General features: G+C 67.9%; 18 protein-coding genes. 10 read left to right on the top strand and 8 right to left on the bottom strand.

The annotated features are described in order from the left end of the window. The first annotated feature begins 324 nt into the window (after positions 1–324). Positions 325–1,305: a tyrosine-type recombinase/integrase gene (locus ACZ3HL_RS24445; protein ID WP_465456841.1), complete on the top strand. Its 981-nt coding sequence runs from the start codon at positions 325–327 to the stop codon at positions 1,303–1,305. 1 nt (position 1,306) lies between these two features. Here ACZ3HL_RS24445 and ACZ3HL_RS24440 read toward each other — a convergent pair whose 3' ends face one another. Continuing rightward, entirely contained in the window at positions 1,307–1,690 is a 384-nt protein-coding gene (locus ACZ3HL_RS24440; RefSeq protein WP_034320669.1) for a hypothetical protein, read from the bottom strand. Between the two features lie 66 nt (positions 1,691–1,756). On the opposite strand from ACZ3HL_RS24440, the gene ACZ3HL_RS24435 reads away from it, so the two are divergent. After that, complete coding sequence (locus ACZ3HL_RS24435) at positions 1,757–2,536, top strand: glycerophosphodiester phosphodiesterase (protein ID WP_465533932.1); 780 nt, start codon at positions 1,757–1,759, stop codon at positions 2,534–2,536. 57 nt (positions 2,537–2,593) lie between these two features. Here ACZ3HL_RS24435 and ACZ3HL_RS24430 read toward each other — a convergent pair whose 3' ends face one another. Further along, complete coding sequence (locus ACZ3HL_RS24430; protein ID WP_465533930.1) at positions 2,594–3,304, bottom strand: transglycosylase family protein; 711 nt, start codon at positions 3,302–3,304, stop codon at positions 2,594–2,596. A 234-nt stretch (positions 3,305–3,538) separates the two neighbouring features. Between ACZ3HL_RS24430 and ACZ3HL_RS24425 the strand changes: the two genes are divergently transcribed. From ACZ3HL_RS24425 to ACZ3HL_RS24415, 3 genes are all read left to right on the top strand, one after another. Beyond that, positions 3,539–4,939: an MFS transporter gene (locus tag ACZ3HL_RS24425; RefSeq protein ID WP_465533928.1), complete on the top strand. Its 1,401-nt coding sequence runs from the start codon at positions 3,539–3,541 to the stop codon at positions 4,937–4,939. Positions 4,940–4,969: 30 nt separating this feature from the next. Next, a complete protein-coding gene (locus ACZ3HL_RS24420) occupies positions 4,970–5,728 on the top strand; it encodes a thymidine kinase (protein ID WP_465419080.1) in 759 nt (252 codons plus the stop codon). A gap of 226 nt (positions 5,729–5,954) precedes the next feature. Further along, positions 5,955–6,302 (top strand): RNA polymerase-binding protein RbpA, encoded by a 348-nt coding sequence (locus tag ACZ3HL_RS24415; RefSeq protein WP_005151365.1) that lies wholly within the window; start codon positions 5,955–5,957, stop codon positions 6,300–6,302. Between the two features lie 152 nt (positions 6,303–6,454). Here ACZ3HL_RS24415 and dapA read toward each other — a convergent pair whose 3' ends face one another. After that, the gene (gene dapA / locus ACZ3HL_RS24410) at positions 6,455–7,354 is read right to left on the bottom strand and encodes a 4-hydroxy-tetrahydrodipicolinate synthase (RefSeq protein ID WP_465533926.1); all 900 of its coding nucleotides are present in this window, start codon (positions 7,352–7,354) and stop codon (positions 6,455–6,457) included. A gap of 73 nt (positions 7,355–7,427) precedes the next feature. Between dapA and ACZ3HL_RS24405 the strand changes: the two genes are divergently transcribed. Then, positions 7,428–8,315: a LysR family transcriptional regulator gene (locus tag ACZ3HL_RS24405; protein WP_465533924.1), complete on the top strand. Its 888-nt coding sequence runs from the start codon at positions 7,428–7,430 to the stop codon at positions 8,313–8,315. A gap of 293 nt (positions 8,316–8,608) precedes the next feature. Here ACZ3HL_RS24405 and ACZ3HL_RS24400 read toward each other — a convergent pair whose 3' ends face one another. Next, a complete protein-coding gene (locus tag ACZ3HL_RS24400; RefSeq protein WP_465533922.1) occupies positions 8,609–10,756 on the bottom strand; it encodes a LuxR C-terminal-related transcriptional regulator in 2,148 nt (715 codons plus the stop codon). A gap of 384 nt (positions 10,757–11,140) precedes the next feature. Between ACZ3HL_RS24400 and ACZ3HL_RS24395 the strand changes: the two genes are divergently transcribed. Next, positions 11,141–11,578 carry a hypothetical protein gene (locus ACZ3HL_RS24395; protein WP_465533920.1) on the top strand — a complete coding sequence of 146 codons (438 nt, stop codon included), beginning with the start codon at positions 11,141–11,143 and terminating at the stop codon, positions 11,576–11,578. 130 nt (positions 11,579–11,708) lie between these two features. Continuing rightward, a complete protein-coding gene (locus ACZ3HL_RS24390) occupies positions 11,709–14,321 on the top strand; it encodes an ATP-binding protein (protein WP_465533918.1) in 2,613 nt (870 codons plus the stop codon). A 215-nt stretch (positions 14,322–14,536) separates the two neighbouring features. Here ACZ3HL_RS24390 and ACZ3HL_RS24385 read toward each other — a convergent pair whose 3' ends face one another. Continuing rightward, positions 14,537–14,914, bottom strand: coding sequence for a DUF4406 domain-containing protein (locus tag ACZ3HL_RS24385; RefSeq protein WP_465533916.1), 378 nt, complete (start codon positions 14,912–14,914; stop codon positions 14,537–14,539). A 51-nt stretch (positions 14,915–14,965) separates the two neighbouring features. Between ACZ3HL_RS24385 and ACZ3HL_RS24380 the strand changes: the two genes are divergently transcribed. Then, entirely contained in the window at positions 14,966–15,763 is a 798-nt protein-coding gene (locus ACZ3HL_RS24380) for a DeoR/GlpR family DNA-binding transcription regulator (protein ID WP_465534050.1), read from the top strand. Here the strand turns inward: ACZ3HL_RS24380 and ACZ3HL_RS24375 are convergent. The 3 genes from ACZ3HL_RS24375 to ACZ3HL_RS24365 are packed head-to-tail and all read right to left on the bottom strand — an operon-like array spanning position 15,717 to position 19,723. Beyond that, positions 15,717–16,484 carry a polyprenol monophosphomannose synthase gene (locus tag ACZ3HL_RS24375; protein WP_465533914.1) on the bottom strand — a complete coding sequence of 256 codons (768 nt, stop codon included), beginning with the start codon at positions 16,482–16,484 and terminating at the stop codon, positions 15,717–15,719. The genes ACZ3HL_RS24380 and ACZ3HL_RS24375 overlap by 47 nt on opposite strands. A 26-nt stretch (positions 16,485–16,510) precedes the next feature. Continuing rightward, on the bottom strand, positions 16,511–18,103 hold the full coding sequence (gene lnt / locus ACZ3HL_RS24370) for an apolipoprotein N-acyltransferase (protein WP_465533912.1): 1,593 nt from the start codon (positions 18,101–18,103) through the stop codon (positions 16,511–16,513). Between the two features lie 9 nt (positions 18,104–18,112). Then, positions 18,113–19,723, bottom strand: a complete 1,611-nt coding sequence (locus ACZ3HL_RS24365; RefSeq protein WP_465533910.1) for an amidohydrolase — start codon at positions 19,721–19,723, stop codon at positions 18,113–18,115. A gap of 142 nt (positions 19,724–19,865) precedes the next feature. On the opposite strand from ACZ3HL_RS24365, the gene ACZ3HL_RS24360 reads away from it, so the two are divergent. Further along, a complete protein-coding gene (locus ACZ3HL_RS24360; protein ID WP_465533908.1) occupies positions 19,866–21,254 on the top strand; it encodes a KamA family radical SAM protein in 1,389 nt (462 codons plus the stop codon). Positions 21,255–21,363: the final 109 nt, after the last annotated feature.

Below are 21,363 nucleotides of genomic sequence, written 5' to 3'. Positions count from 1 at the left end.
CCGGCCCTAATACGTCACTGTGACGAATCAATCTGGGAACCCTTGGCTGCAGATGATCAACGGAGGCGTCTACGGCGGCCAGATCTCGCCGAGTCGGTCGAGTCGGGACGTTCGCAACCCCTGAGGTGCCCCCGATGGTCAGGGATGTCATGAAAGGGTCGTTCAGGACGAAAAACGTCAGGAACGACCCTTTCATGACATCCGGAAGAGAGCGAAGCGAACCAAGATCCCCCGCGAGGAGTTACCGGACCAATCACTCCGTTTCATGCATAATCACTATTATGCATGAAACGGAATATAACCCAGTGTAAGACTGTCGGTGCCATGCGGTACAAGATGCTCATGAGGGTTTCCGAGGCACAGCAAGCCTTTTTCGCCGCACGTCGTCCCCGTAAGGATTCTCCTCACACCACCGACGCCTACCGTCGCGACCTCGCCGGCATCACCGCTCTTCTGCTCCGCGAGCTGGACCGCTCCCCGGACGATCTCATGGTCGAGATGCTCACCGCCCAGGCACTCCGCAACGCCTTCGGCGCTTTCGCGGACACACACGCGAAGAGCTCGGTCCTGCGGGCGTGGTCGACCTGGAACCAGTTCCTCACCTTCTGTGTGTCCGACGGACTGCTCGCGGGCAATCCGATGGGCGCCGTCGCCCGGCCGAAGGCGCCGCCGTTGACGCCGAAACCCTTGCGGGGTGAGGAAACCCCGGAGCAGTTGCTCGCGGCCGCCGCCGACGGTGCGCGCCGGACGCGGGATCCGTGGCCGGAGCGGGACGTCTTGGTGATCGCGCTCGGGCTGGTCGCCGGGCTGCGTGCCGCGGAGATGCGGGCGCTGACGGCAAGGTCGCTGGTCGGACGCCAGGGCGAGATGCGGCTGCACGTCCATGGCAAGGGAAGCCGAGACCGGTCGATCCCGGTGCAGCCGATCATGGAGAAGATCATCGAGGAGTACCTCGCCTCCTGTCGCCGCCGGTTCCCGCAGCAGCGGTTCGGGCCCTCCACTCCCCTCCTCCGGGATCGTGCCGGCGAGCCGATCGGCCGCGGCGCGCTGGAGTACCTCGTCAAATCCTGCTACCGGTGGGCGGGCCTGCACGACCGCGTGCCGGTCGGAGCGAACCTCCACGCGTTGCGGCACACCTTCGCGACACGGCTGGCGGAGGACGGCGCGACAGCCTCGGAGATCATGGCGCTGTTGGGGCACGCGAGCCTGGCGACCAGTCAGAACTACATCGAGGCGACCGGTCGTGAGCAGCGGGCGGCGGCCGCGAGCAACCGGACGTACCGCGCGCTGGACGGGATCGTGTAGTTCAGCGGAGTTGTTCGAGGTCCTTGGCGGCTTGGGCGATTTCGCCCGCGAGGCCACGGAGTTCGGCGACGGAAGCGCCGTCGTCGGCCGCGGTGACGACGTCTTCGGCGGCGCACCGGAGCTGGAAGAGCCTGTCCTGCAGGGTGGCGATCTCGGTGTCGGAGAGGACGACGGCGTCTTCGGGGAGACCGCTGCGTTGGAGGGCGGTGCGGCGTTCGTAGGCGCGCTGGCGGCAGGATTGCCCGCAGTAGCGGCGGCGCCTGCCGACGTTGCCGCCTTGTTCGAGCCGTCGGCCGCACCATCCGCAGTGTTTGGGTGCTCCGGCGCGGCGTAGCTCGGACACCTCTTCGGCGGACGTCTTCGGGTGTTCGGCCACTTCCCTCACGGATCAGACCCTAGCTGGCCATCCGGCGATCATGCCGGGGCCACGACCGAAGTGCACACTAGTGGGGTGCCGACACTGTTCCCGTATCTCGCCGACCCTCTCCCGCGTGCCTTCGCCCATCGGGGCTGGCACCTCGGTGACCTGGAAGGACTGGAGAATTCGTTGCCCGCCTTCCGGCAGGCGGTGGCGGAGGGTTATCGCTATCTGGAGACGGACGTGCACGCGACGTCGGACGGTGTGGTGGTGGTTCATCACGACGCGTCGTTGGACCGGACGACGGACGGCGCTGGGTTGATCTCCCGGCAGACGTGGGCCCAGTTGCGGTCGGTCAAGGTCGGTGGGCGTGTGCCGTTGTCGCGGCTGGAGGACGTCCTCGAGGAGTTGCCGGAGGCGCGGTTCAACATCGATGTGAAGTCGAACGAGGCGGTGGCACCGTTCGTGCGGGCGGTCGAGCGGACCGGCGCGTATGACCGGGTCGCGGCGGCGTCGTTCTCCGACGCGCGGCTGGCGCGGATCCGGAAGCTGGCGGGGCCGAAGCTGGTGACCGCGATGGGGCCGCGTGCGGTGGCGGTGATGTGGGCGAACGGGTTCTTGCCGCTGGTGTCGTTGCGGGCATTGTCGCGGGGCGCGATGGCGCAGGTTCCGGTGCGGCAGGGGCGGTTGAAGGTGGTGGATCGGGCGTTCCTGCGGCAGGCGACGCGTGGGGGTTTCGAGGTGCACACGTGGACGGTGGACGATCCGGCGGAGATGCGGTTGTTGCTGGATCTGGGGGTACACGGGATCGTGACGGACCGGCCGGATCTGCTGCGTGAGGTGCTTCGGGAACGCGGCGCTTGGCCTTCCTGATCCGCGTTTAGTCCTCTAAATGCGCTCCAAGCGCATTTAGAGGACTAAACGCGAGGGTCATCGGGGTGCTTTGCCGTTCCAGGCGGCGTCCCAGGTCTTGGGGCCGAGTCGTCCTGAGTCGTTGATGCCGTTCGCCCGTTGGAGGGCGAGGACGGCTTCGCGGGTTTTGTCGTAGTAGCAGCCTGTTCCGGTGAACCCGTAGCCGAAGGCGTTCATCCGCAGCTGGAACTGCTTCAGGGGTGCCGCGCAGTCGCCGTAGGCGTAGACGACGCCGGGCCAGGCGGGTTTGGGGCCGCCGGGCGGAGCGGGCGGGGTGGGCTTCGGCTTGGGCGGAGGCGGCGGGGCGGGTTGTCCTCCCCCGCCGATGTAGGCGGAGTCGGCGTAGGACGGGACGCGTTTGCTGCGGCCGTCGCTGTCGTTGCGGAAGCCGAGTTTGCCGGCGCATTCCCAGGGTTGCCAGCCGCGCATGCGGTAGAGGTAGAGGGCCCGGTAGTCCTGCTCGCGGGGGGCGGCCTGGTCGGGTCGGCCTTGGCCGCCGACGCTGCGCCAGGTGGGCAGGTCGAACTGGTAGGCGCCGTAGTAGCCGTTGCCGGTGTTGATGTTGTAGCGCCCGCTCGATTCACACATGCGGAGCTTGGCCCAGTGGGAGCCGTGGGGATCCGCGGCGGCGGATCCGGTGGTGGCGATCTGCAGGCCCGTCACGGCGAGGGCGAGCAGGAGTGTTCTCGCCACTACGCGGTGTGCTGTGCGAAGGCGATGGGTCCTCATGAGCGGAACAGTAAGTATCAGTTCCGTGCTTCACAAGAGTCACAGAACGCTCACCAGCCTCACACGAAACACACGGGGATCGTGGCAGCGACACGCCGAGGATGGTCGGGAAGGTGTCCGGGAAGGGTTCGTCCCGCGTCGAAACGAACACGGTCCGGACTCGTGCCGGACACGTGGCCGTGATCACCAGTAGTCTCCCGCTGACCTCGACGTTCTCGACTTCAGGAGCAGTGCATGACGGTGGCCGTGACCCGTGAACGCAAGCGGGTGTGGCGGGCTTGGTACCTCTACGACTGGGCCAATTCGCCGTTCTATTCGTCGGTGATCACCGTCTTCGGCGCGCTCTATTTGAGCGAGATCGCGTCGGCGGACGCGAAGGCGAATTTCACCCTTAACGGGGACAGGGCGTGCACCGATTCGAGTGGAGCTTCGAGCACCCTTCAGAGCTGCGACGTCTCTTTGTTCGGGCTCCACTTCCCCGCGGGTTCGCTGTGGGGCTATCTGCTGTCGATCGCGACGGTGACGCAGGTGCTGGTGCTGCCGATCGCCGGCGCGATCGCGGACCGGAGCAGGCACAAGCGGCGGATCCTCGGCGGGTTCGCGTTCCTGGGTGCGGTGGCGTCGGCGGCGATGTTCTTCATCGCGGGGACGAACTGGGAGGTCGGGGTCTGGACGTTCATCCTGGCCAACATCGGTTACGGCGGTGCGCTGGTCGTCTACTACTCGTTCCTGGTGGACATCGCGGAGCCTGATGAGCGGGACGCGGTGTCGTCGAAGGGGTGGGCTTTCGGGTATCTCGGCGGTGGTCTGGCGCTGGCGTTGCAGCTCGGGTTCTTCATGGGGCACGAGTCCTTCGGGGTGAGTGAAGGATTGGCGATCCAGATCTGCTTCCTGACGTCGGGGATCTGGTGGGCGGTGTTCACGATCCCGGCGGTGCGTTCGCTCCCCCAGACTCATGTGCCGAAGTCGAGTGAGCGGGGCTTGTCGGTGTTGACGGCGGGGTTCAAGGAGCTGGGGCGGACGATCAAGGAGGCGAGGGCGTATCCGCTGACGCTGGCGTTCCTCGGCAGCTACCTGGTCTTCACCGACGGGATCACGACGGTGGTGGCGGTGTCGGCTCAGTACGGCAAGGACGAGCTGAAGTACAGCACCCAGGTGTTGATCGTCACGATCCTGGTGATCCAGTTCCTGGCCTATGCCGGCGCGATGATCCATGGTGCGATCGCGGCTCGGATCGGGGCGAAGAAGACGATCTTGGGCAGTCTGGTGGCCTGGGTGGTCGTGCTGTGCTTCGCGTTCTTCATCGAGGCCGGTCAGCCGCTGCAGTTCTACGCGGTGGCGGTCGGGATCGGGCTGGTGCTGGGCGGGACGAACGCGTTGTCGCGGTCGTTGTTCGGGCAGATGATCCCTGAGGGCAAGGACGCGCAGTACTTCTCGCTGTACGTGGTCGGTGAGCGGGGGACGTCGTGGCTCGGTCCCCTGTTGTTCGCCGCGGTCGGGCAGATCACCGGGTCGTTCCGGTACGCGATCATCGCTCTGGTGATCTTCTTCGTGCTGGGTTTCGTGTTCGTGTGGCTGGTCCCGGTGCGCCGGGCGATCGAGGCGGCGGGCAACCGACCACCGGCGGTGCTGTGAGGGCGGAGCGTGCCGATAGGGTCGACCGTCGTGACCGTACTGAAGGAGAGTGGCCCGGATCCCACGGACGCGTTGTCGTCGGTGCCGGTGGCGGGTTCACGGCGGGGTGTGCCGGTCGTCGGGAAGTTGAAGTTCTGTTACGGGCCGATGGACTGCGGGAAGTCGACGCTGGCGTTGCAGATCGACCACAACCACGCGCGGCAGGGTCGTCGCGGGATGGTGCTGGTGCGGCATGACCGGTCCGGGGAGCCGCAGATCACCAGCCGGATCGGGTTGACGCGCAAGGCGATCGAGGTGGGGAACGAGACCGATCTGCGGTTGCTGGTGCGCGAGCAGTGGGCGGCCGGGCGGCACGTGGACTACTTGATCGTCGACGAGGCGCAGTTTTTGTCGCCCGATCAGGTGGATCAGCTGGCTGAACTGGCCGATGACGTCCAGATCGACGTGTACTGCTTCGGGATCGCGACGGATTTCCGGAGCATGTTGTTCCCGGGTGCGGCGCGGTTGTTCGAGCTGGCGGACGAGTTGCAGCCGGTTCAGGTCGAGGTGCTGTGCTGGTGTGGGCAGACGGGGCGGTTCAACGCGCGGGTGTCCGACGGTGAGGTGCTGCGGGCAGGCGACACCGTGGTGGTGGCGGATACCGAGCAGACGATCGTTGAATCTTCACCGGCATCACGTTCTGAGGGGGAACCGAACACGGTCCGTTATCAGGTATTGTGCCGACGCCACTTTCGACTGGGCGACCTGGGCCCCACCTCGGCCCAACACGGTCAGTTACGGTTGACGTGACAGGCGTACTACTAGCCCATCTGGGGGATATCCGCACCAAGATGGCCGTATTGACGTCACGCCAGAGCGCGAAACCACTCCTACTAGGAGAAGCTGTTGCCACCGGGTGACACAGCTCATCGTGAGCAAGGACATGCTGTTCAGGGAATCTCCTGGGCCTCATCGTCGTTGCATAGGGTGAGCATCACCCTGGCTCCACCCGGAGCTGACTGAAAGGACCCCCATCATGGCCGACCGTGTTCTCCGTGGAAGCCGGCTGGGAGCGGTCAGCTACGAGACCGACCGCAACCACGACCTCGCGCCTCGGCGCACCGTGCGCTACGCCTGCCCCAAGAACCACGAGTTCGAGGTGCCCTTCTCCGACGACGCCGAGATCCCCTCGGTGTGGGAGTGCAGGCTGCACGGCAGCGAGTCCGAGATCGTGGACGGCGGGCAGCCGGAGCAGAAGAAGGTCAAGCCCCCGAGGACGCACTGGGACATGCTCCTGGAGCGCCGTTCGATCCCGGAGCTCGAAGATCTGCTCAACGAACGTCTCGCCGAGCTGAAGGGACGCAGGACCACCCGGTCCGCCTGACGCACGGCACAAGTAGCTAGCCCCACCACGAACCGGCGAAGCCCCCGCGACCTCCCTCCGCGGGGGCTTCGCCGTGTCTCGGGGATGTCAGGAAAGGGTCGTTCAGGACAAGAAACGTCAGGAACGACCCTTTCCTGACATCCGGCGGACGATCAGGCAGGAAGCAGGCCGGCGCTGAGGGGCCTCAAGGCATCGCGAAGGCGCCGCAGGTGCTCGGGTGGCGATTCGAGCAGCGGGAGCCGGACCGCCGCGTGCGGGATGACCCCGAGCTCGGCCAGTGCGGCCTTGGCCATGATCGCCCCCTGCGAGGTACGCATGACGGCCTCGGCGAGGGGAAGCAGTGCGGCGTTGAGCGATCGCGCGGTGTCGAGGTCTCCCCCACGTACGGCGGCGATGAGTGCGGCGTTGCGATCGGCGAAGGCGTTGCCCACGACGCTGACCAAGCCGGTGGCGCCGGCGGCGAGATACGGCAGGTTGAGCTCGTCGATACCGCAGTAGTAGGCCAGCGGCGTGCGCGCCATGACCGCCATCGCTTCGAACAAGTCACCTTTCGCGTCCTTCACGGCCCGGATCCTGGGGTGGCCGGCGAGTTCGATCAGGGTCGCCGCTTCCATGGCCGTCCCGGTGCGGGCCGGGATGTCGTAGAGCATCACGGGCAAGTCGGTGGCGTCGGCGACCGCCTGGCAGTGCGCCACGATCCCGGCCTGTGTCGGCTTGGAGTAGTAGGGGCAGACGAGCAGGAGCGCGTCGGCGCCGGCCGCCTCGGCTTCCTTCGCGCGCCGGATACTGGCGGTGGTGTCGTAGCTGCCGACTCCGGCGATCACACGCGCCCGGTTCCCGGTGCGGTTCGCCACGGTCTGGACGAGCCGTGCGGCTTCGGCGCCGGTCAGGGTGGGTGACTCCCCGGTGGTTCCGCCGACGACGATGCCGTCGCAGCCAGTGGCCAGCAGGTGGTCGACCAGGCCGGTGAGGCCGGGTTCGCTGATCGCGCCGCCGGGTTCCATCGGGGTGACCATGGCGACGAGGTTGGAGCCGAAGAGCGTTTCGGTCATGCGGTCGATCCTGTCGGCGCCGATACTTGCGGTCCAGCGATGGTTTTTGGACGGTATTGCGTAGCCTTGCTTCATGATCGAGGTCGGGGCTTTGCGGGCACTGCGGTCGGTGGCCGCGTTGGGGACGTTGGCACGGGCCGCGGACGAACTCGGGTTCACGGCGTCCGCGGTGTCGCAGCAGATCAAGCGGCTGGAACGCCAGATCGGGATGCCGGTGCTCGCTCCGGCCGGCCGCGGCGTCGTGCTGACTCCCGCGGGCCAGGCCGTCGTCGATTCCTCGCTGGAGGTGTTCCAGGCACTCGAACGGTGTGCCGAGGCCGCTCAGTCGGTCGCGGAGGGCGCGCCGCGCGGTGTCCTGCGGGTGGCCGCGTTCTCGACCGGTATCCGCGGCCTGCTCGCCCCGGTTCATCCGCGGCTCCTGACGCGCTACCCCGACCTCCGGCTGCACATCACCGAGCAGGACCCCGACCAGGCACTGCATTCGGTCGAGGCCGGGACGGCCGACCTCGCGCTCCTCCATGACGCCGACGGCCTGCCGGTCCCGTTGTCCCCCGCGCTGTCGCGGCGGCTGGTGCACATCGACCTTGGCGACGTCGTCATGGCCGAGACCCATCCACTGGCGCGCGCCGAGCCGCCGCTGGACGACGCGGACCTGGCCGGGCACGCGTGGGTGACCAGTCCGCCGGGCACGGTCTGTCATCAGTGGTTCCGGCGTGTGTTCGCCGGCCTTCCGGCGGAACCCGACGTACGGCATCTGGTGGACGACTTCTCCACGCAGCTGTCGCTGGTCGCCTCGGGCGAGGTAGTCGCGTTGATCCCGCGGCTGGCGCGCCCGCCCTTGGCCGAAGGGCTCGTCGCCCGGCCGCTGCGGCGCCCGCCGACGCGCGAGGTGCACGCCGCGTGGCGCCGCAGTGCCGAGGCCAGCCCCGCGATCCGGGCGGTGCTGGCCGAGTTGTGCTGAAGGGGGACTTTCCCTCATGCGATGGTGCTGTTGGGAACCTTGGCGGCGGCTCGGTGATCTCCCCTTCGTCAAGTCCGTGAAGGACTCCTTCCCTACCTTGCCAGGAACTTATTGAGGGGTGAGTCAAACGTGGCGCGCTGGAGCCGGAGGCGGGAGCGGACTCGCCGAAGAGCTCTGGCCCGTCCTTGACTGTCCACAAGGGGCACTTCCGGGCCGGAAGTGCCCCTTGTGGACAGTCCGAGCGTGATCGGACGCAGAACGTGACTTGCGGTGCGAATCAACGACGCAGGCAATTAACCTGCCGGCGGGGCAAGGTGTGTCGTGACCCAGACGATTACGTGCGCCCGGGTCGGAAGGTCGAGTTTGGTCCGGATGTTCGTGAAGTGCGTGGCGACCGTATGGCGGGAAATACCAAGGCTCGTACCGATCTGCTGATTCGTCAGTCCCTGGGCGATGTGGACGGCGACGTCGTATTCTCGGCGGGACAACAAAGAACGACGCTTCTGCTCTCCATCGCCTCGTCTTGCATCGGCATGCGCGTGGCGAATGGCTTCATCAAGGGTAAGCACGCTCGCCTCTTTTGCCTGCCTCGGAGACGGAACATCGAGCGCCTGCTCAGCTGCGGCGCTGATCAGGCCGGCCCAGCCTGGTTCCACGTGGATGCCCGACTCGGCTCGGGTCGCCGCGGCCGCCGCCAGGAGCCACGAGCCACGTGCGGTGTCACCCGAAGCAATGCTGATGATGGCCAGTCCTTCGACGTTTCTGAGCGTATTGTGGACATCGACCGTCGAGGCCGACATCGATTTCCGAAAGTACTCGGCGGCCTTGCCGCCGCCGCGGACGATCTCGACGACACCGGCGGTCGTCATGGCCTGGGACCAGTTCTCGGGCGTTGTTTCGGGACTGAGCAACAGGAGTGCCTCGCTGACATGTCGGGCCGCCTCTTCGTGGCGGCCCGACATCACCGTCGCCCAGGCGAGGCGGTCGAGAGCCATCGCCAGCGGCAAGGCCCCGCCGTGACCGCGCAGGATCTCGACGCGCTGCCGCTCGATCGCGATCGCGGAGTCATAGTCGCCATGTGCGCAGTGGACGAGACCGACCAGATTGAATGTTCGCGCGGTCAGCATCGGCAGCACTCCGGACGCCGCGAGCCGTTGCGCCTTGGCCGCCAACCGGCGGCTTTCCGTTTTCCGTCCTTGGAACGCGAGAACAGCACCGAGGACGCCGGTCAAAAGTATCCGGCCTTCGGTGGGCGCGGACTGATCGTCCAGCAGCGGACGAGCGATATCCGCGGCGTGCTGGTAATGGCCGCGCCTGCCCAAGCACAACGCCAGCGCGGCCCCGATCATCGGGCATCGGTGGTCTCGCTCCCGCCGGGCGACTTCGACGAGATGTTCGACGGTATCCCGCTCGACGTCCCATCGTCGGATGATCTCCTTGTCCGTCGTCCACAGGAACAGCGCGGACGAGAGCTCCTCCGCCCAGGTGAGCAACAGGTCCTGGGTCCGCCTCCGTTCGGCTGGCGGGAGCTGCTCGCTCCCGAACACCCGGAATGGTTCGAGAATGCGGAACCTTCCGGGTGTGAGCGGGTCGGGAACCAGCAAGGATTTGGCCGCGAGGTCGACGAGCTGTGCCCAAACCTGGTTCCGGGTCAATCCGGTGTCAGCGCACAACACCGTCGCGAGGACCTCGTCGAAGGAGGAGGGAAGGAGGGTAAGGCGACGGAACACCTGACGCTGCACGGGATCGAGGAGTTCGTAGCTCCACTCGACGGAGGCACGCAGGCAATGATGCCTGCCGGCCGCCACCTCCCTGTCATCCGAGAGCAGATCCCAGCTCCGGTCCAGTTCCCGGAGAATCCGCTCGGGCGGGAGTTCGTCCACCCGTGCGGCGGCGAGTTCTATCGCCAGCGGGAGCCCAGCGAGCCTTCCGCAGAGTTCGGCGACGATGTCGGCGCGTGCGCCGGTCATCGTGAAGGTGGGGCAAACCGCCTGCGATCGGGTGGCGAACAACTTCACCGCGGGCTCACTGGCGAGCGGCTTCACCGCCAGCACATTCTCTCCCTGGACTCGCAGGGCTTCCCTGCTTGTCACGAGCACCATGAGCGGCAAGCCGCTCGTGAGAATCCACTTAGCCAGATCCGCACAGGTGTCCGCGACGTGTTCGCAATTGTCGAGCACTACCAGCGAGATTCCGCCGGCCCCGGTCGCTTCGGCGACGACGTCCGCTACGGCCCGGTATCCGGCGGCACTGTTCAGCACCGCGAAGTCCACCCAACGCGTCCTGGCCGTCCCCGATTCCAACCCCCGCACGAATTCGAGAGCGAGGCGGCTCTTCCCTACACCGCCAGGTCCCGTCAGCGTCACCAGACGGCGCTTCTCGAGAAGAGACCGGATGGCCGCGAGCTCTTGTTCACGACCGAAAAAGCCACCCCAGACCATATGCTGCGTCCTTGCTGGAAGAAGGGTTCATCTTCGAAACGCTGGAACAGCGATTCCGCTTGAGCATAGGGAATTGCGGAGATCACGCAAGGAGTCGATCCGGTTACGTTCGGCAACCTGCTCATCCGGTGGCTAACTACAGCATCTCTCCCTGCTAATCGTCACGAACCGACGCTTCATCGGCGCCCGCGGGCGGCGTTCCGAATCGGTACACGACCCGGCCGGGAACGCACCCGTTGTGCCGGTTCCCTGATCCGCCACCTCGGACGACCTGCTTCAGCATGGCACTTGCGTCATTTCGCGATGTCAGCGCCGTGAGATGCCGGTCATCCTGACTCGGTCATGAAGGACGGCCAGTGAATAGGAGGCCTGTCGGTGAAAAAAATGTCGAAGACGCGCGGGTGGCGGTATCTGCTGACGCCGATACTCGCGGTTGTGATGATGATGTCCGCGTTCGCGGTACCGGCGGCGGCAACGACCGAACAGGTATGCACGCGCTCGTACTATGGAGGGACATGGGGAACCACGTGCATTGACGTCAACTACGTCGGTGGGTACGTCTACTCTGTCTATGGCGAGTTGGACTTCGACTTCGACAGCGGCTTCGTCTTGACGAAGCTCAACTTCTACAGCACCTATGGCGACTCGTTCACCACGACCGAGTTGCATATCGGCTTCGGCGGTAAAATCTGGCTCAACCAGCCCATCTACCGGCAGATGAACGGCGCGATCTGGTCGGTCTTCCCTTGGATCAAGGTCGGCGACCCGCAGACCTGGGTACAGATGCGGGGTACTGCGAACCAGCAGGTCGGCTCGAGCTGACCCCTGAAACGCTCGCGGCCACCGTCGATCTTCGGCCTTCGCCCCGCCGATGATCGACGGTGGCCGCGGCGTCGGAGTTCGACGAGGTGCGCGGATCGGGCCTCACAGCTTCGGAGGGCATCCTTTGGGCATGATCACAGCGAGCCCTGTCCCCGCGCACATCCTCGTGCGCCTGGAAGCGCTGACCCGTGCTGTGCGATCCGGCCAGGCCGAGAAGGACGTCGCGGCCGCCCTCGCCGAGCTACAGCGAACCAGCGCCCATGCGCTCCGGGACGTCGTGACCAAGGCCCGGGAACGTGGTGCGTCCTGGCGAGAGCTGGCCGACGTGCTGGAGATGCCGACGGTGACGCTGCACCGCCAGCACCGGTCCGGACGTGGCGTCGTCGTGGCCCCCGGCGGTGTGCCGCCGGACGTGAAGCCGGCTGCGGCCGAAGTACCTCACCCGTTCTCCGCGGCCGCACGGCGCCCGCGACATGGGGAGCCGCCGGTCGTGACCGACCGGTTCGTTGGACGCGAACGGGAGCTCGCCGACATGCGGGCGCTGCTCAAGACCAGCCGGGTCGTGACGCTGACCGGCCCGGGTGGGGTGGGCAAGACACGGTTGGCCTCGGAGTTTCTGGCGAAGGCCCGCGCCGCCCATGCCGGCGGCGTGTGGTGGGTGGATCTCGCTCCGCTGTCGGACGACGCGCTGGTCAAGTCCACCGTGGAGGAGGTGCTTTACGGCGGAAGCCCGCCTGCTCGCCCGATCCATGAGTCCGTCACCGACGACCGCAGGAACCGGTCGGCGCTGGTCGTGCTTGACAACTGTGAACACGTACTGCGGGGCAGCGCGGACGTCGTAGCCAGGTTGCTCGACCGGTCTCCTCAGCTGCGTGTGCTGACGACGAGCCGCGAAGCCCTGCGGATCGCCGGCGAACAGGTGCTGCCCGTCGAGCCGTTGCCCGTGACCGGCGAGCCGGGTTCCCCTGCCCCCGCCGTCCAGCTGTTCATCGATCGAGCGTCGGCCGCGGGTTCCTCGCTGTCACTGACCAAAGCCACCGTCGACGACCTCGCCGGCGCCTGCGCCCGCCTTGACGGCCTGCCGCTGGCCATCGAGCTGGCGGCCAGGCAGTATCCGGTGCTCACCCCCGACCGCCTGCTGCACGACACCGACCGGCGCCTCGACCTGCTGGTGGGCGGCCTGCGCACCGCTCCGGACCGCCACCGGAGCCTGCGGTCGGCTATCAGCTGGAGCTATGACCTGCTCGACGCGGATCAGCAGTGGGCGTTCCGCAGACTATGCCTGCTGCCCGGTGGCTTCGGCGAGCCGCTCGGCGCGGCACTATGCGCCGACGACGGCCCGGACGCACCTCACCTGTGGCCGGTGGTCACCGGCTTGGTGGACAAGTCGCTGCTGGTGCCCGATGGGTCGGCGCCGGGGCGGTTCAGGGCGCTGGAATCGCTGCGGGTCTTCGGTATCGAGCAACTCGACACCGCCGGGGAGCGGAAGGATGTCCACCGGCGGTTGCTGGCCTGGATGACCGACCTCGCCGAAGCGCTGCTCCTGTGGACGGGCGACCCGTCGGCAGACGTCGCCGACCAGCTCGAGATCGAACGGCACAACCTCCGGTACGCCGTCACCGCGGCGGAGCAGGACGACGATGCCCGGCTGCTCCTGCTCGGCGCCGCACTCGGCCTGTGCTGGATCAGGCGCGGTGACTGCAACCAGGCACAGAACCTCACCCAGCGGCTGCTCGCGACACATACCGGCGGCCGCGACGGCCGAGCCGCACTCTGCGCGACCCTGTCGACCGCGCTTTCCCTGCAGGGGCGCAACCCCGAGGCGATCGCCGCCGCGGACGAGGCCCTCGGCATAGCCGAGTCCCAGCGATCACCCGCGCTCACCGCCCGCGCGCTCGGCGCCATGAGCCGGGCCCGCAGCGGTCTGGGTGACCACGACGCGGCGGTCGAGGCCGCACGCCGTCAGGTGACGATCCTCCGCGCGATCGGCAGGCCGTACCCACTTGCCATCGCGCTCAACGATCTTGCGTGGGTCCTGCTGACGGCAGCCCGGCCGGATGAGGCGGCCGGCCCCGTCGAGGAATCGCTGTCCCTCTTCGGCGGCGACGACACGCTCACCGCGTCCGGTGCGCCCGCACTGCACACCGCTGCCGCGGTCGCAATCGCCCGGCATCGGTTCGATCAAGCGGCGCGACACATGACGATCGCACTCACGATGCAGGTGGTGGACATCGACAATACGGTGCACAACCTGGAAGGACTGGCGATCACCGCCATCGCGGGCGGAAACCCCGAACGTGGCCTGCGTCTGTACTCCGCTGCGCGGGAGATCCGGGACAAGACCCAGCACGTCGCCGCCCCCGTGTGGGAGAACATGGTGGCCGCCGCCATCGGCGATGCTCGTTGTAACCTGCCGGACGGCCGCGCCGGCACGGCGATCACGGACGGGAAACGACTGACCCCGGAAGAAAGCGTGCGCTACGCGCTGCATGACAACTGGCCCGCCGTGTCCGCCGACGCTGTATGGGACTTGACTCCCCGGGAACGGGAGGTGGCGGAAGCCGTCGCCCAAGGGTTGACCAACCAGCAGATCGCCGCCCGCCTCTACCTGTCACCGCGTACCGTGGCCGGTCGGGTGAAAGCCATTCGGGACAAGCTCGACGTTCGCACCCGCGCCCACGTGATCGCGCGGCTTGCCGCCGAACGCTCACAGGTCAGGGCCGTCGAGGACGACAGCTCTTAGCGGGAAAGTGGCGGCGGGCTCGATGATCTTGCCCGAGTGCTGAAGTCCGTGAAGGCCTCCTTGAGGGACCCAGAGTCCCTCAAGGAGGCCTTCACGGACGCATAGACCTTCGTCGGCGAGCCATTACCGCCCGAACGGCGCGAATCGGTCATTCAATCACGATGCAAGTCAACAGCACCATGCGACGCAGCGAAAGCGCCCTTCAGCTCCCATGCTTACGCGGCGGCTTGGTACCCCGGGATGTCCTCGACGCGGTGGTAGACCGCGAGCCCGCGGGACAGGGCGATGGCGACGTCCTGGTCGGCGCCGGTGGATTCGCCCGGCAGCCGCAGGACGGCGTCGCAGTGGTGCAGCAGCCGGTCGGCCGTCGGGTACATGACCTCCTTGGCGATCGGATCGGCGACGGTCTTCCCGCCCGCCCCGCGCAGCACCGGCAGCGCGACCCACTCGCCGATCATCGGCACATGCCCGCTGCGGAAGATCGGCCAGGCGGCCTCTTCGAGCCGGGTGAGGTTGCGGGCGAGAAGTTCGGGGTCGTCGCCGGTGCCGGAGCGGAACGGTCCGGCGATGAGGATCATCAAAGGTTTGCTCATGCGGCGGAGCATAGTGTGCAACAATCGGCAGGAACAAGGAGGAACGTGCACATGTTGGCTGCGCAACGACGAGACCTGCTGATGGAACGACTGAAGACCGAAGGCCGCATCGTGGCCAAGGACCTCGCCGCCGAACTCGGCATCTCGGAAGACAGCATCCGCCGTGACCTGCGAGAACTCGCGAACGCCGGGCTGTGCCAGCGGGTCTACGGCGGAGCCCTGCCGGTCTCCCCTGCCACTGCGGACTACGCGACACGCATGGCGGTCAGCGTCGCGGGCAAGGAACGGATCGCGAAACGTGCAGCAGCGTTGATCCGGCTGGGGTCGACGGTCGTCCTCGACGGGGGCACGACCGCTCTCGCGCTGGCGAAGGCACTCCCGGTCGACCTCGAAGCGACGATCGTCACGCACAGCCCCACGGTCGCGGCCGCACTCGTCACGCACCCGAAGGTCGAGGTGTTCCTCATCGGCGGACGGCTCTTCAAGCACTCCGCCGTCACCTGCGGGGCGGCCGCGGCCGAAGCGGCCGAGGGCATCAACGCCGACCTGTTCTTCCTCGGCGTCACCGGCGTGCATCCCGAGACCGGGCTCACCACCGGTGACTCCGACGAGGCCGCGATGAAGCGCACCCTCGCCAAACGGGCCGCCGACACCTACGTGCTGGCCAGTTCGGAGAAGATCGGCGCGGCCTCGCCGTTCACCGTGCTCCCCCTGTCCGACGTCGCCGGCGTGATCACCGACGCGGCGCCGGACGAGCCGACGGTGAAGGAACTGGGGAGGCTCGGAGTGAGCGTGCTGGGGGTCAGCCCTTCTTGGCCAGCCCGCGAAGCTGCTGCCAGCGACGCTTGAGCCCCCACAAACCGACCAGGACGATCGCCTCGCGCACGACCGAACCGCTCATCTTCGACTGGCCGACCTCGCGTTCGGTGAAGGTGATCGGCACCTCGACCACCTCGAACCCGGCGAGCGCCGTGCGGAACGCCAGGTCGATCTGGAAGCAGTAGCCGCGCGAGGCGATCTCGTCGAGCGGGAGCTTCTCCAGCACCGTGCGGCGGTACGCGCGGAAACCCGCGGTGATGTCCTTGATCTTGGTGCCGAGCGCGACCCTCGCGTAGAAGTTCGCCATCCAGGACAGCGCCTTGCGCTGGAACGGCCAGTTCACCGTGCTGCCGCCGGGAACGTAGCGGGAGCCGATGGACAGATCCGCGTCCTCGAGCGCGGCCAGCACCCGCGGCAGATCCTCCGGCGCGTGCGAGCCGTCGGCGTCCATCTCGACGATGGTCGCGTAGTCACGGGAGAGCCCCCAGCGGAAGCCCGCGACGTACGCGGCGCCCAGGCCGGCCTTCTCGATCCGGTGCATGACGTGGATCCGCTCGTCGGCCTTCGCGAGCTCGTCGGCGACGTCACCGGTACCGTCCGGGCTGCCGTCGTCGACGACGAGGGCGTGCACGTCCGGGAGTGCTTCGAGCAGACGTTCCAGGATCGGGCCGATGTTGTCCCGCTCGTTGTACGTCGGGACCACCACCAGCACCGGGTCGATTCCCTGGGCCCCCCGCGGCGCCTGCGCCATCCGCTTTTCCTCCGTGTTCCGGCGGGTCAGCCCGCCGCTTCCCTCGTTGCCTTGGCGGCGCTCGCGCGCCGGGTGCGGAAACGGAGCACGTACCCGCCGGTAACCCCGGCGATCGCCAGGGCCAGCAGTCCGTACTCCGTCGTCACACCGAGTAGATCCGACAGCGTAGTCTGCTGCCTGAGCGGTACGCGCCCCACCAGGGAATCTGCGGTGAACAAGCTGGTGGAGGCCGTGATCGAACCATCCGGCGCGACGATCGCGCTGACCCCGCTGGTGGCGGAAACGATCACGGCGCGCCCGTGCTCGACCGCTCGCAGCCGGGACATCGCCAGCTGCTGGTAGCTCATCTCCCCCGGCCCGTACCAGGCGTTGTTGGTGGGTACGACGAGCAGTTCGGCACCGTCGGCCACCGATTCGCGCGCCGGGTAGTCGAAGGCCGTCTCGTAGCAGATGAAGACGCCGACCTTGGTGCCCGCGACCGACAGGGCGGCGTTGGCGCCGTCACCCGGTGTCATGTTCGCCACGCTGTCGACGAACGGTGTCACCAGCTTCGCGAGCTCACGGGCCGGGACGTATTCACCGAACGGGACGAGTTGCTGTTTGGCGTAGCGCTGCCCCGGGCCGGTGACCGGATCCCAGACGAGCGCCGAGTTCTGCGCGCTTCCGTCGGGCAGCCGGACCAGCGCGCCGATGATCGCCTGTGTGCCGTAGTCGCGGACCATCTGGTCGACGCCCGGGTCGCCGGTGCGCATGGCCATCGCGGTCTCGGGCCACACGAGCAGATCGACCTTGGTGTTGCTCGCCTTGAGCTTTTCCAGCAGGCGGGCGCTCTCGGCGAGGTGGTTGTTCCGGAGTTCGTCGCGGCGGCCTTCCAGTGCCAGGCCGATGTCCGGGGCGTTGCCCTGCACGGTGGCGACGGTGAGCTCGCCGTCCTGGGCCTCGGTGCCGATCGTCGGCCACACCGCGAGCCCCGCCACCACCGGCACCAAGGTCAGCGCCGACGCCGCCACCAGGGAACGTCGGGGGTCGGCGCCCTTCAGCCGCAGGCACAGGGCCGCGAGCCCGAAACCGGTCGCCACGACGGCGAGACCGACCAGCGGCGCGCCGCCGATCGAGGCCAGCGAAACGAAGGCGCCTTCAGGCTGGCTGAACGCGACGCGACCCCACGGGAAGCCGCCGAAAGGGAACCAGGTGCGCGGTGTCTCCAGGCCGATGATCACCAGCGCCGCCCACAGCGGTCCGAGCGGCAGCCGCCACACCACGGTGGCGAAAGCCCCGCCGAAACCGAGATACACCGACAGCGCCATCGCCAGCCCGAGCCACGGCCACGGCCCGAAGCCCGGCCCGAGGAAGTCCAGCAGCCACGTCAGCAGCGGGAGGAAGAACCCCATCCCGAACACGAACGCGTAACCGAACGCGCCCCGGAACCTCCGTCCGTGCACCACCAGGGCGAACCCGGTGAACGCCAGCGGCGCGAGCCACCACAGCGGACGCGGAGCGAAACTGAGGTACAGCGTGAATCCCGACGCCGCGGCGACGAGGAAACGCAGGAGCCAGGCGCGGGAGAAGCGCTTCCGGGGCGCCGCTTCGGGATCCGGATCGGTCACGGTCGTGGACACCCCCGAACCCTAGGCCGTGCGGGTGAACACATCGTGGATGACCTGTCCGCCACGGACCGTGCGCAGACATCGGGGCAGCGTCGCCCCCTCCGCGAGGTTCGGCAGCGGGGGGACGCCCGCGCGCGGATCGGTCGACCAGCGCTGGACGCGTGAGTCCGGTGTCGCGACGACGAGGTCTTCGGCGTCCCAGATCGCATAGTGCGCGGGAGCGCCCGGGACCAGGCTGCCGGTGACACCGTCGTTGACCCCGGCGGCGCGGTGTCCCGCACGGGTGTGGGCGGTGAAGGACGCGCGAGCGGACAGTCCCGAGCCCGGCGTGCGGTGATAGGTCCCGGCGCGGACGGTGGCCCATGGGTCGACCGGTGTGACAGGCGCGTCGGAGCCGAAGGCGAGCAGGAGTCCTTCGGCGGCCATGGCGGCGAAGGGGTTGAGCTTCGGGGCCCGATCCGCGCCGAGACGCTCGGTGTACATGCCGTGCGGGCCGCCCCATTCCGCGTCGAACTGCGGCTGGACGGAGGCGACCACGCCCCAGTCGGCCAGCGCCTTCGCCTGGTCGACGTCGATCATCTCGACGTGTTCGAGCCGGTGGTGCCGGGCCGCCAGTGCCCGGCGTCCGACGGTCTTCTCCGCGATTCGGAACCCTTCGACGACTTCGGCGACGGCGGCGTCGCCGATCACGTGAAAGCCGGCCTGGAGTTCGGCCTCGGTGCAGGCGGTGATGTGGTCGGCGATGGCGTGCGCGTCGAGGTAGAGCGTCCCGGAGGTGCCGGGCGCGTCGGTGTACTGCTCGTGCAGGGCCGCGGTGCGGGAGCCGAGTGCGCCGTCGACGAAAAGATCGCCCGCGACCCCCCTGGCGCCGAGCGCGCGAGCGGTGTCGATGCCGCCGCGTTCACCCCAGTAGCCGACGACCTCCGGCAGTCCCGGTTCCGAGGCGAGTGCGAGCAGGTCGGTGAGGTCTTCGGCGCCGGAGATGTCCGGGCCTGCGCATTCGTGGACGCTCACGACTCCGCGTGCGGCGGCTTCGGCGAGGAACGCGCGCTGGGCTTCGCGGCGCTGCCGAGGCGTGATCGCCTCGCGCATCGCGGCACGCACGAGGTGGTGGGCGTCGCGGGTCAGCGGTCCGTCGGCCGACCAGCCCGGCGTCTCGTGCACGCCGGTGGCGAGCGCGACGAGCGCGCTGGAGACGAGCGCCGAGTGGACGTCGACCCGGCTCAGGTACACCGGCGCCCCGTTCGAGGCTTCGTCGATCTCCGCCCTGCTGGGCAGCCTGCCGTCGGACCAGCGGGATTCGTCCCACCCGTGCGCGACCAGCACCTGGCCGGGGCGGACGGCGTCGCGGACCGCGGCGAGCAGATCGCCGGCGCCGCGGACGTTCGCGAGGTTCAGCCCGGTGAGGTGCAGGCCGGTCGCGGTGGCGTGGACGTGCGCGTCGACGAAGGCGGGGGCGACGAAGGCGCCGTCGAGGTCGACCAGTTCGGCGTCGGGATGCAGGGCCCTGGCCGGGCCGTCCTGCCCCACCCAGACGACGGTGCCGTCGGTGATCGCCATAGCGGTGGCGTCGGGGGCCGAGGGGCTGTAGATACGCCCGCCGAGCAGAAGCGTGGTTCGCACGTTCGTCACGCTCCCGAGTTTGCAGCGTGCGCGCGACCGCTCGACCAGCGGGTCGGCGAGATTTCGACACACCACGCAAGACAGGAATATTTACGTCGTCCGTACGATGTGACAGGATATTTTCACGCGTTTCCGACGACGAGGAGTACAAGTGACTGCGATCCAGGAACCGACCTCGCCGGTGGCCGCCTACGATCAGCCCTACGACTACACCCGAGTCGAGCTGACCGAACCCGACTGGCGCCGCTTCCCCGGCTGGCACGACGTGACCGAGGCAGAGTGGCGTGACGCGCAGTGGCAGCGAGTGCACTGCATCCGCAACGCCAAGCAACTGCGCGCCCTGATGGGCGACCTGCTCGAGGAGCGCTTCTACGAGGACATGCTCGCCGACCAGCGCGAGATGGCCACGATGTCGATGCTGCTGCCCCCGCAGATGATCAACACGATGGCGCCCAACGCGGGCACCGACCCGGCGAAGGTGACCGAGGCCTGGTACGCCGACCCGATCCGCCGCTACATGCTGCCGGTGCGCAGCGACCGCGACACCGAATGGCCGAGCCACCCGCACTCCGAACGGGACTCACTGCACGAGGCCGAGATGTGGGTGGTGGAGGGGCTGACCCACCGCTACCCCACCAAGGTCCTCGCCGAGATGATCTCCACCTGCCCCCAGTACTGCGGGCACTGCACCCGGATGGACCTGGTCGGCAACTCCACCGAACAGATCGAGAAGCACAAGCTCTCGCTCAAACCGGTCGACCGCCAGGACGCGATGATCGAGTACCTGAAGAAGACCCCGGGCGTGCGGGACGTCGTGGTCTCCGGCGGCGACGTCGCCAACGTGCCCTGGCCGCAGCTGGAGTCGTTTCTCATGCGGCTGATGGACATCGACACCGTCCGCGACATCCGGCTCGCGACCAAGGCGCTCGCCGCCCTGCCGCAGCACTGGATCCAGCCGAAGGTCGTCGAAGGCCTCGAACGCGTCGCCGGCACCGCCCAGCGCCGCGGCGTCAACCTCGCGATCCACACCCACGTCAACCACGCCCAGTCGGTGACCCCGCTGGTCGCCGAGGCCGCCAGGACCGCGCTCGACGTCGGTGTCCGCGACGTGCGCAACCAGGGTGTGCTGATGAAGGGCGTCAACGCGAGCCCCGCCGACCTGCTGGACCTGTGCTTCGCGCTGCAGGGCGAGGCGAACATCCTGCCGTACTACTTCTACATGTGCGACATGATCCCGAACGCCGAGCACTGGCGGGTTTCCGTGCACGAGGCGCAGGAACTGCAGCACGCGATCATGGGCTACCTGCCCGGCTACGCGACGCCGCGGATCGTCTGCGACGTGCCGTATGTCGGGAAGCGCTGGGTGCACCAGCTGACCGAGTACGACCGCGAGCTCGGGATCTCGTACTGGACCAAGAACTACCGCACCGGGATCGAGCACGAGGACCCGGAGGCCTTGCAGCGCAAGTACCCGTACTACGACCCGATCTCCACGCTGCCCGAAGCCGGCCGGAAATGGTGGGCCAGCCAGCACGGCTGACTTCTATCTGTACCTAGATGAAACCGGTGGCCCCGAACGACGTTCGGGGCCACCGGCAACAGCGGGGCCGCGGACGAATCGGACGGTGCCTCGCACGGTGAAGACCAAG

This window comes from Amycolatopsis sp. NPDC000009 (genome assembly GCF_055563465.1).
The sequence above is the reverse complement of the archived record's forward strand: the minus strand, read 5'-3'. Positions and strand labels throughout refer to the sequence as shown.

What these genes read in the sequence shown, in the direction of transcription:
- ACZ3HL_RS24400 (WP_465533922.1), bottom strand. Translation starts at nt 10,756, where the DNA reads ATGGTCTGGGGTGGCTTTTTCGGTCGTGAACAAGAGCTCGCGGCCATC.
- ACZ3HL_RS24415 (WP_005151365.1), top strand. Translation starts at nt 5,955, where the DNA reads ATGGCCGACCGTGTTCTCCGTGGAAGCCGGCTGGGAGCGGTCAGCTAC.
- ACZ3HL_RS24380 (WP_465534050.1), top strand. Translation starts at nt 14,966, where the DNA reads ATGTTGGCTGCGCAACGACGAGACCTGCTGATGGAACGACTGAAGACC.
- ACZ3HL_RS24395 (WP_465533920.1), top strand. Translation starts at nt 11,141, where the DNA reads ATGTCGAAGACGCGCGGGTGGCGGTATCTGCTGACGCCGATACTCGCG.
- ACZ3HL_RS24375 (WP_465533914.1), bottom strand. Translation starts at nt 16,484, where the DNA reads ATGGCGCAGGCGCCGCGGGGGGCCCAGGGAATCGACCCGGTGCTGGTG.
- ACZ3HL_RS24390 (WP_465533918.1), top strand. Translation starts at nt 11,709, where the DNA reads ATGATCACAGCGAGCCCTGTCCCCGCGCACATCCTCGTGCGCCTGGAA.
- dapA (WP_465533926.1), bottom strand. Translation starts at nt 7,354, where the DNA reads ATGACCGAAACGCTCTTCGGCTCCAACCTCGTCGCCATGGTCACCCCG.
- ACZ3HL_RS24445 (WP_465456841.1), top strand. Translation starts at nt 325, where the DNA reads ATGCGGTACAAGATGCTCATGAGGGTTTCCGAGGCACAGCAAGCCTTT.
- ACZ3HL_RS24385 (WP_465533916.1), bottom strand. Translation starts at nt 14,914, where the DNA reads ATGAGCAAACCTTTGATGATCCTCATCGCCGGACCGTTCCGCTCCGGC.
- ACZ3HL_RS24425 (WP_465533928.1), top strand. Translation starts at nt 3,539, where the DNA reads ATGACGGTGGCCGTGACCCGTGAACGCAAGCGGGTGTGGCGGGCTTGG.
- ACZ3HL_RS24430 (WP_465533930.1), bottom strand. Translation starts at nt 3,304, where the DNA reads ATGAGGACCCATCGCCTTCGCACAGCACACCGCGTAGTGGCGAGAACA.
- ACZ3HL_RS24405 (WP_465533924.1), top strand. Translation starts at nt 7,428, where the DNA reads ATGATCGAGGTCGGGGCTTTGCGGGCACTGCGGTCGGTGGCCGCGTTG.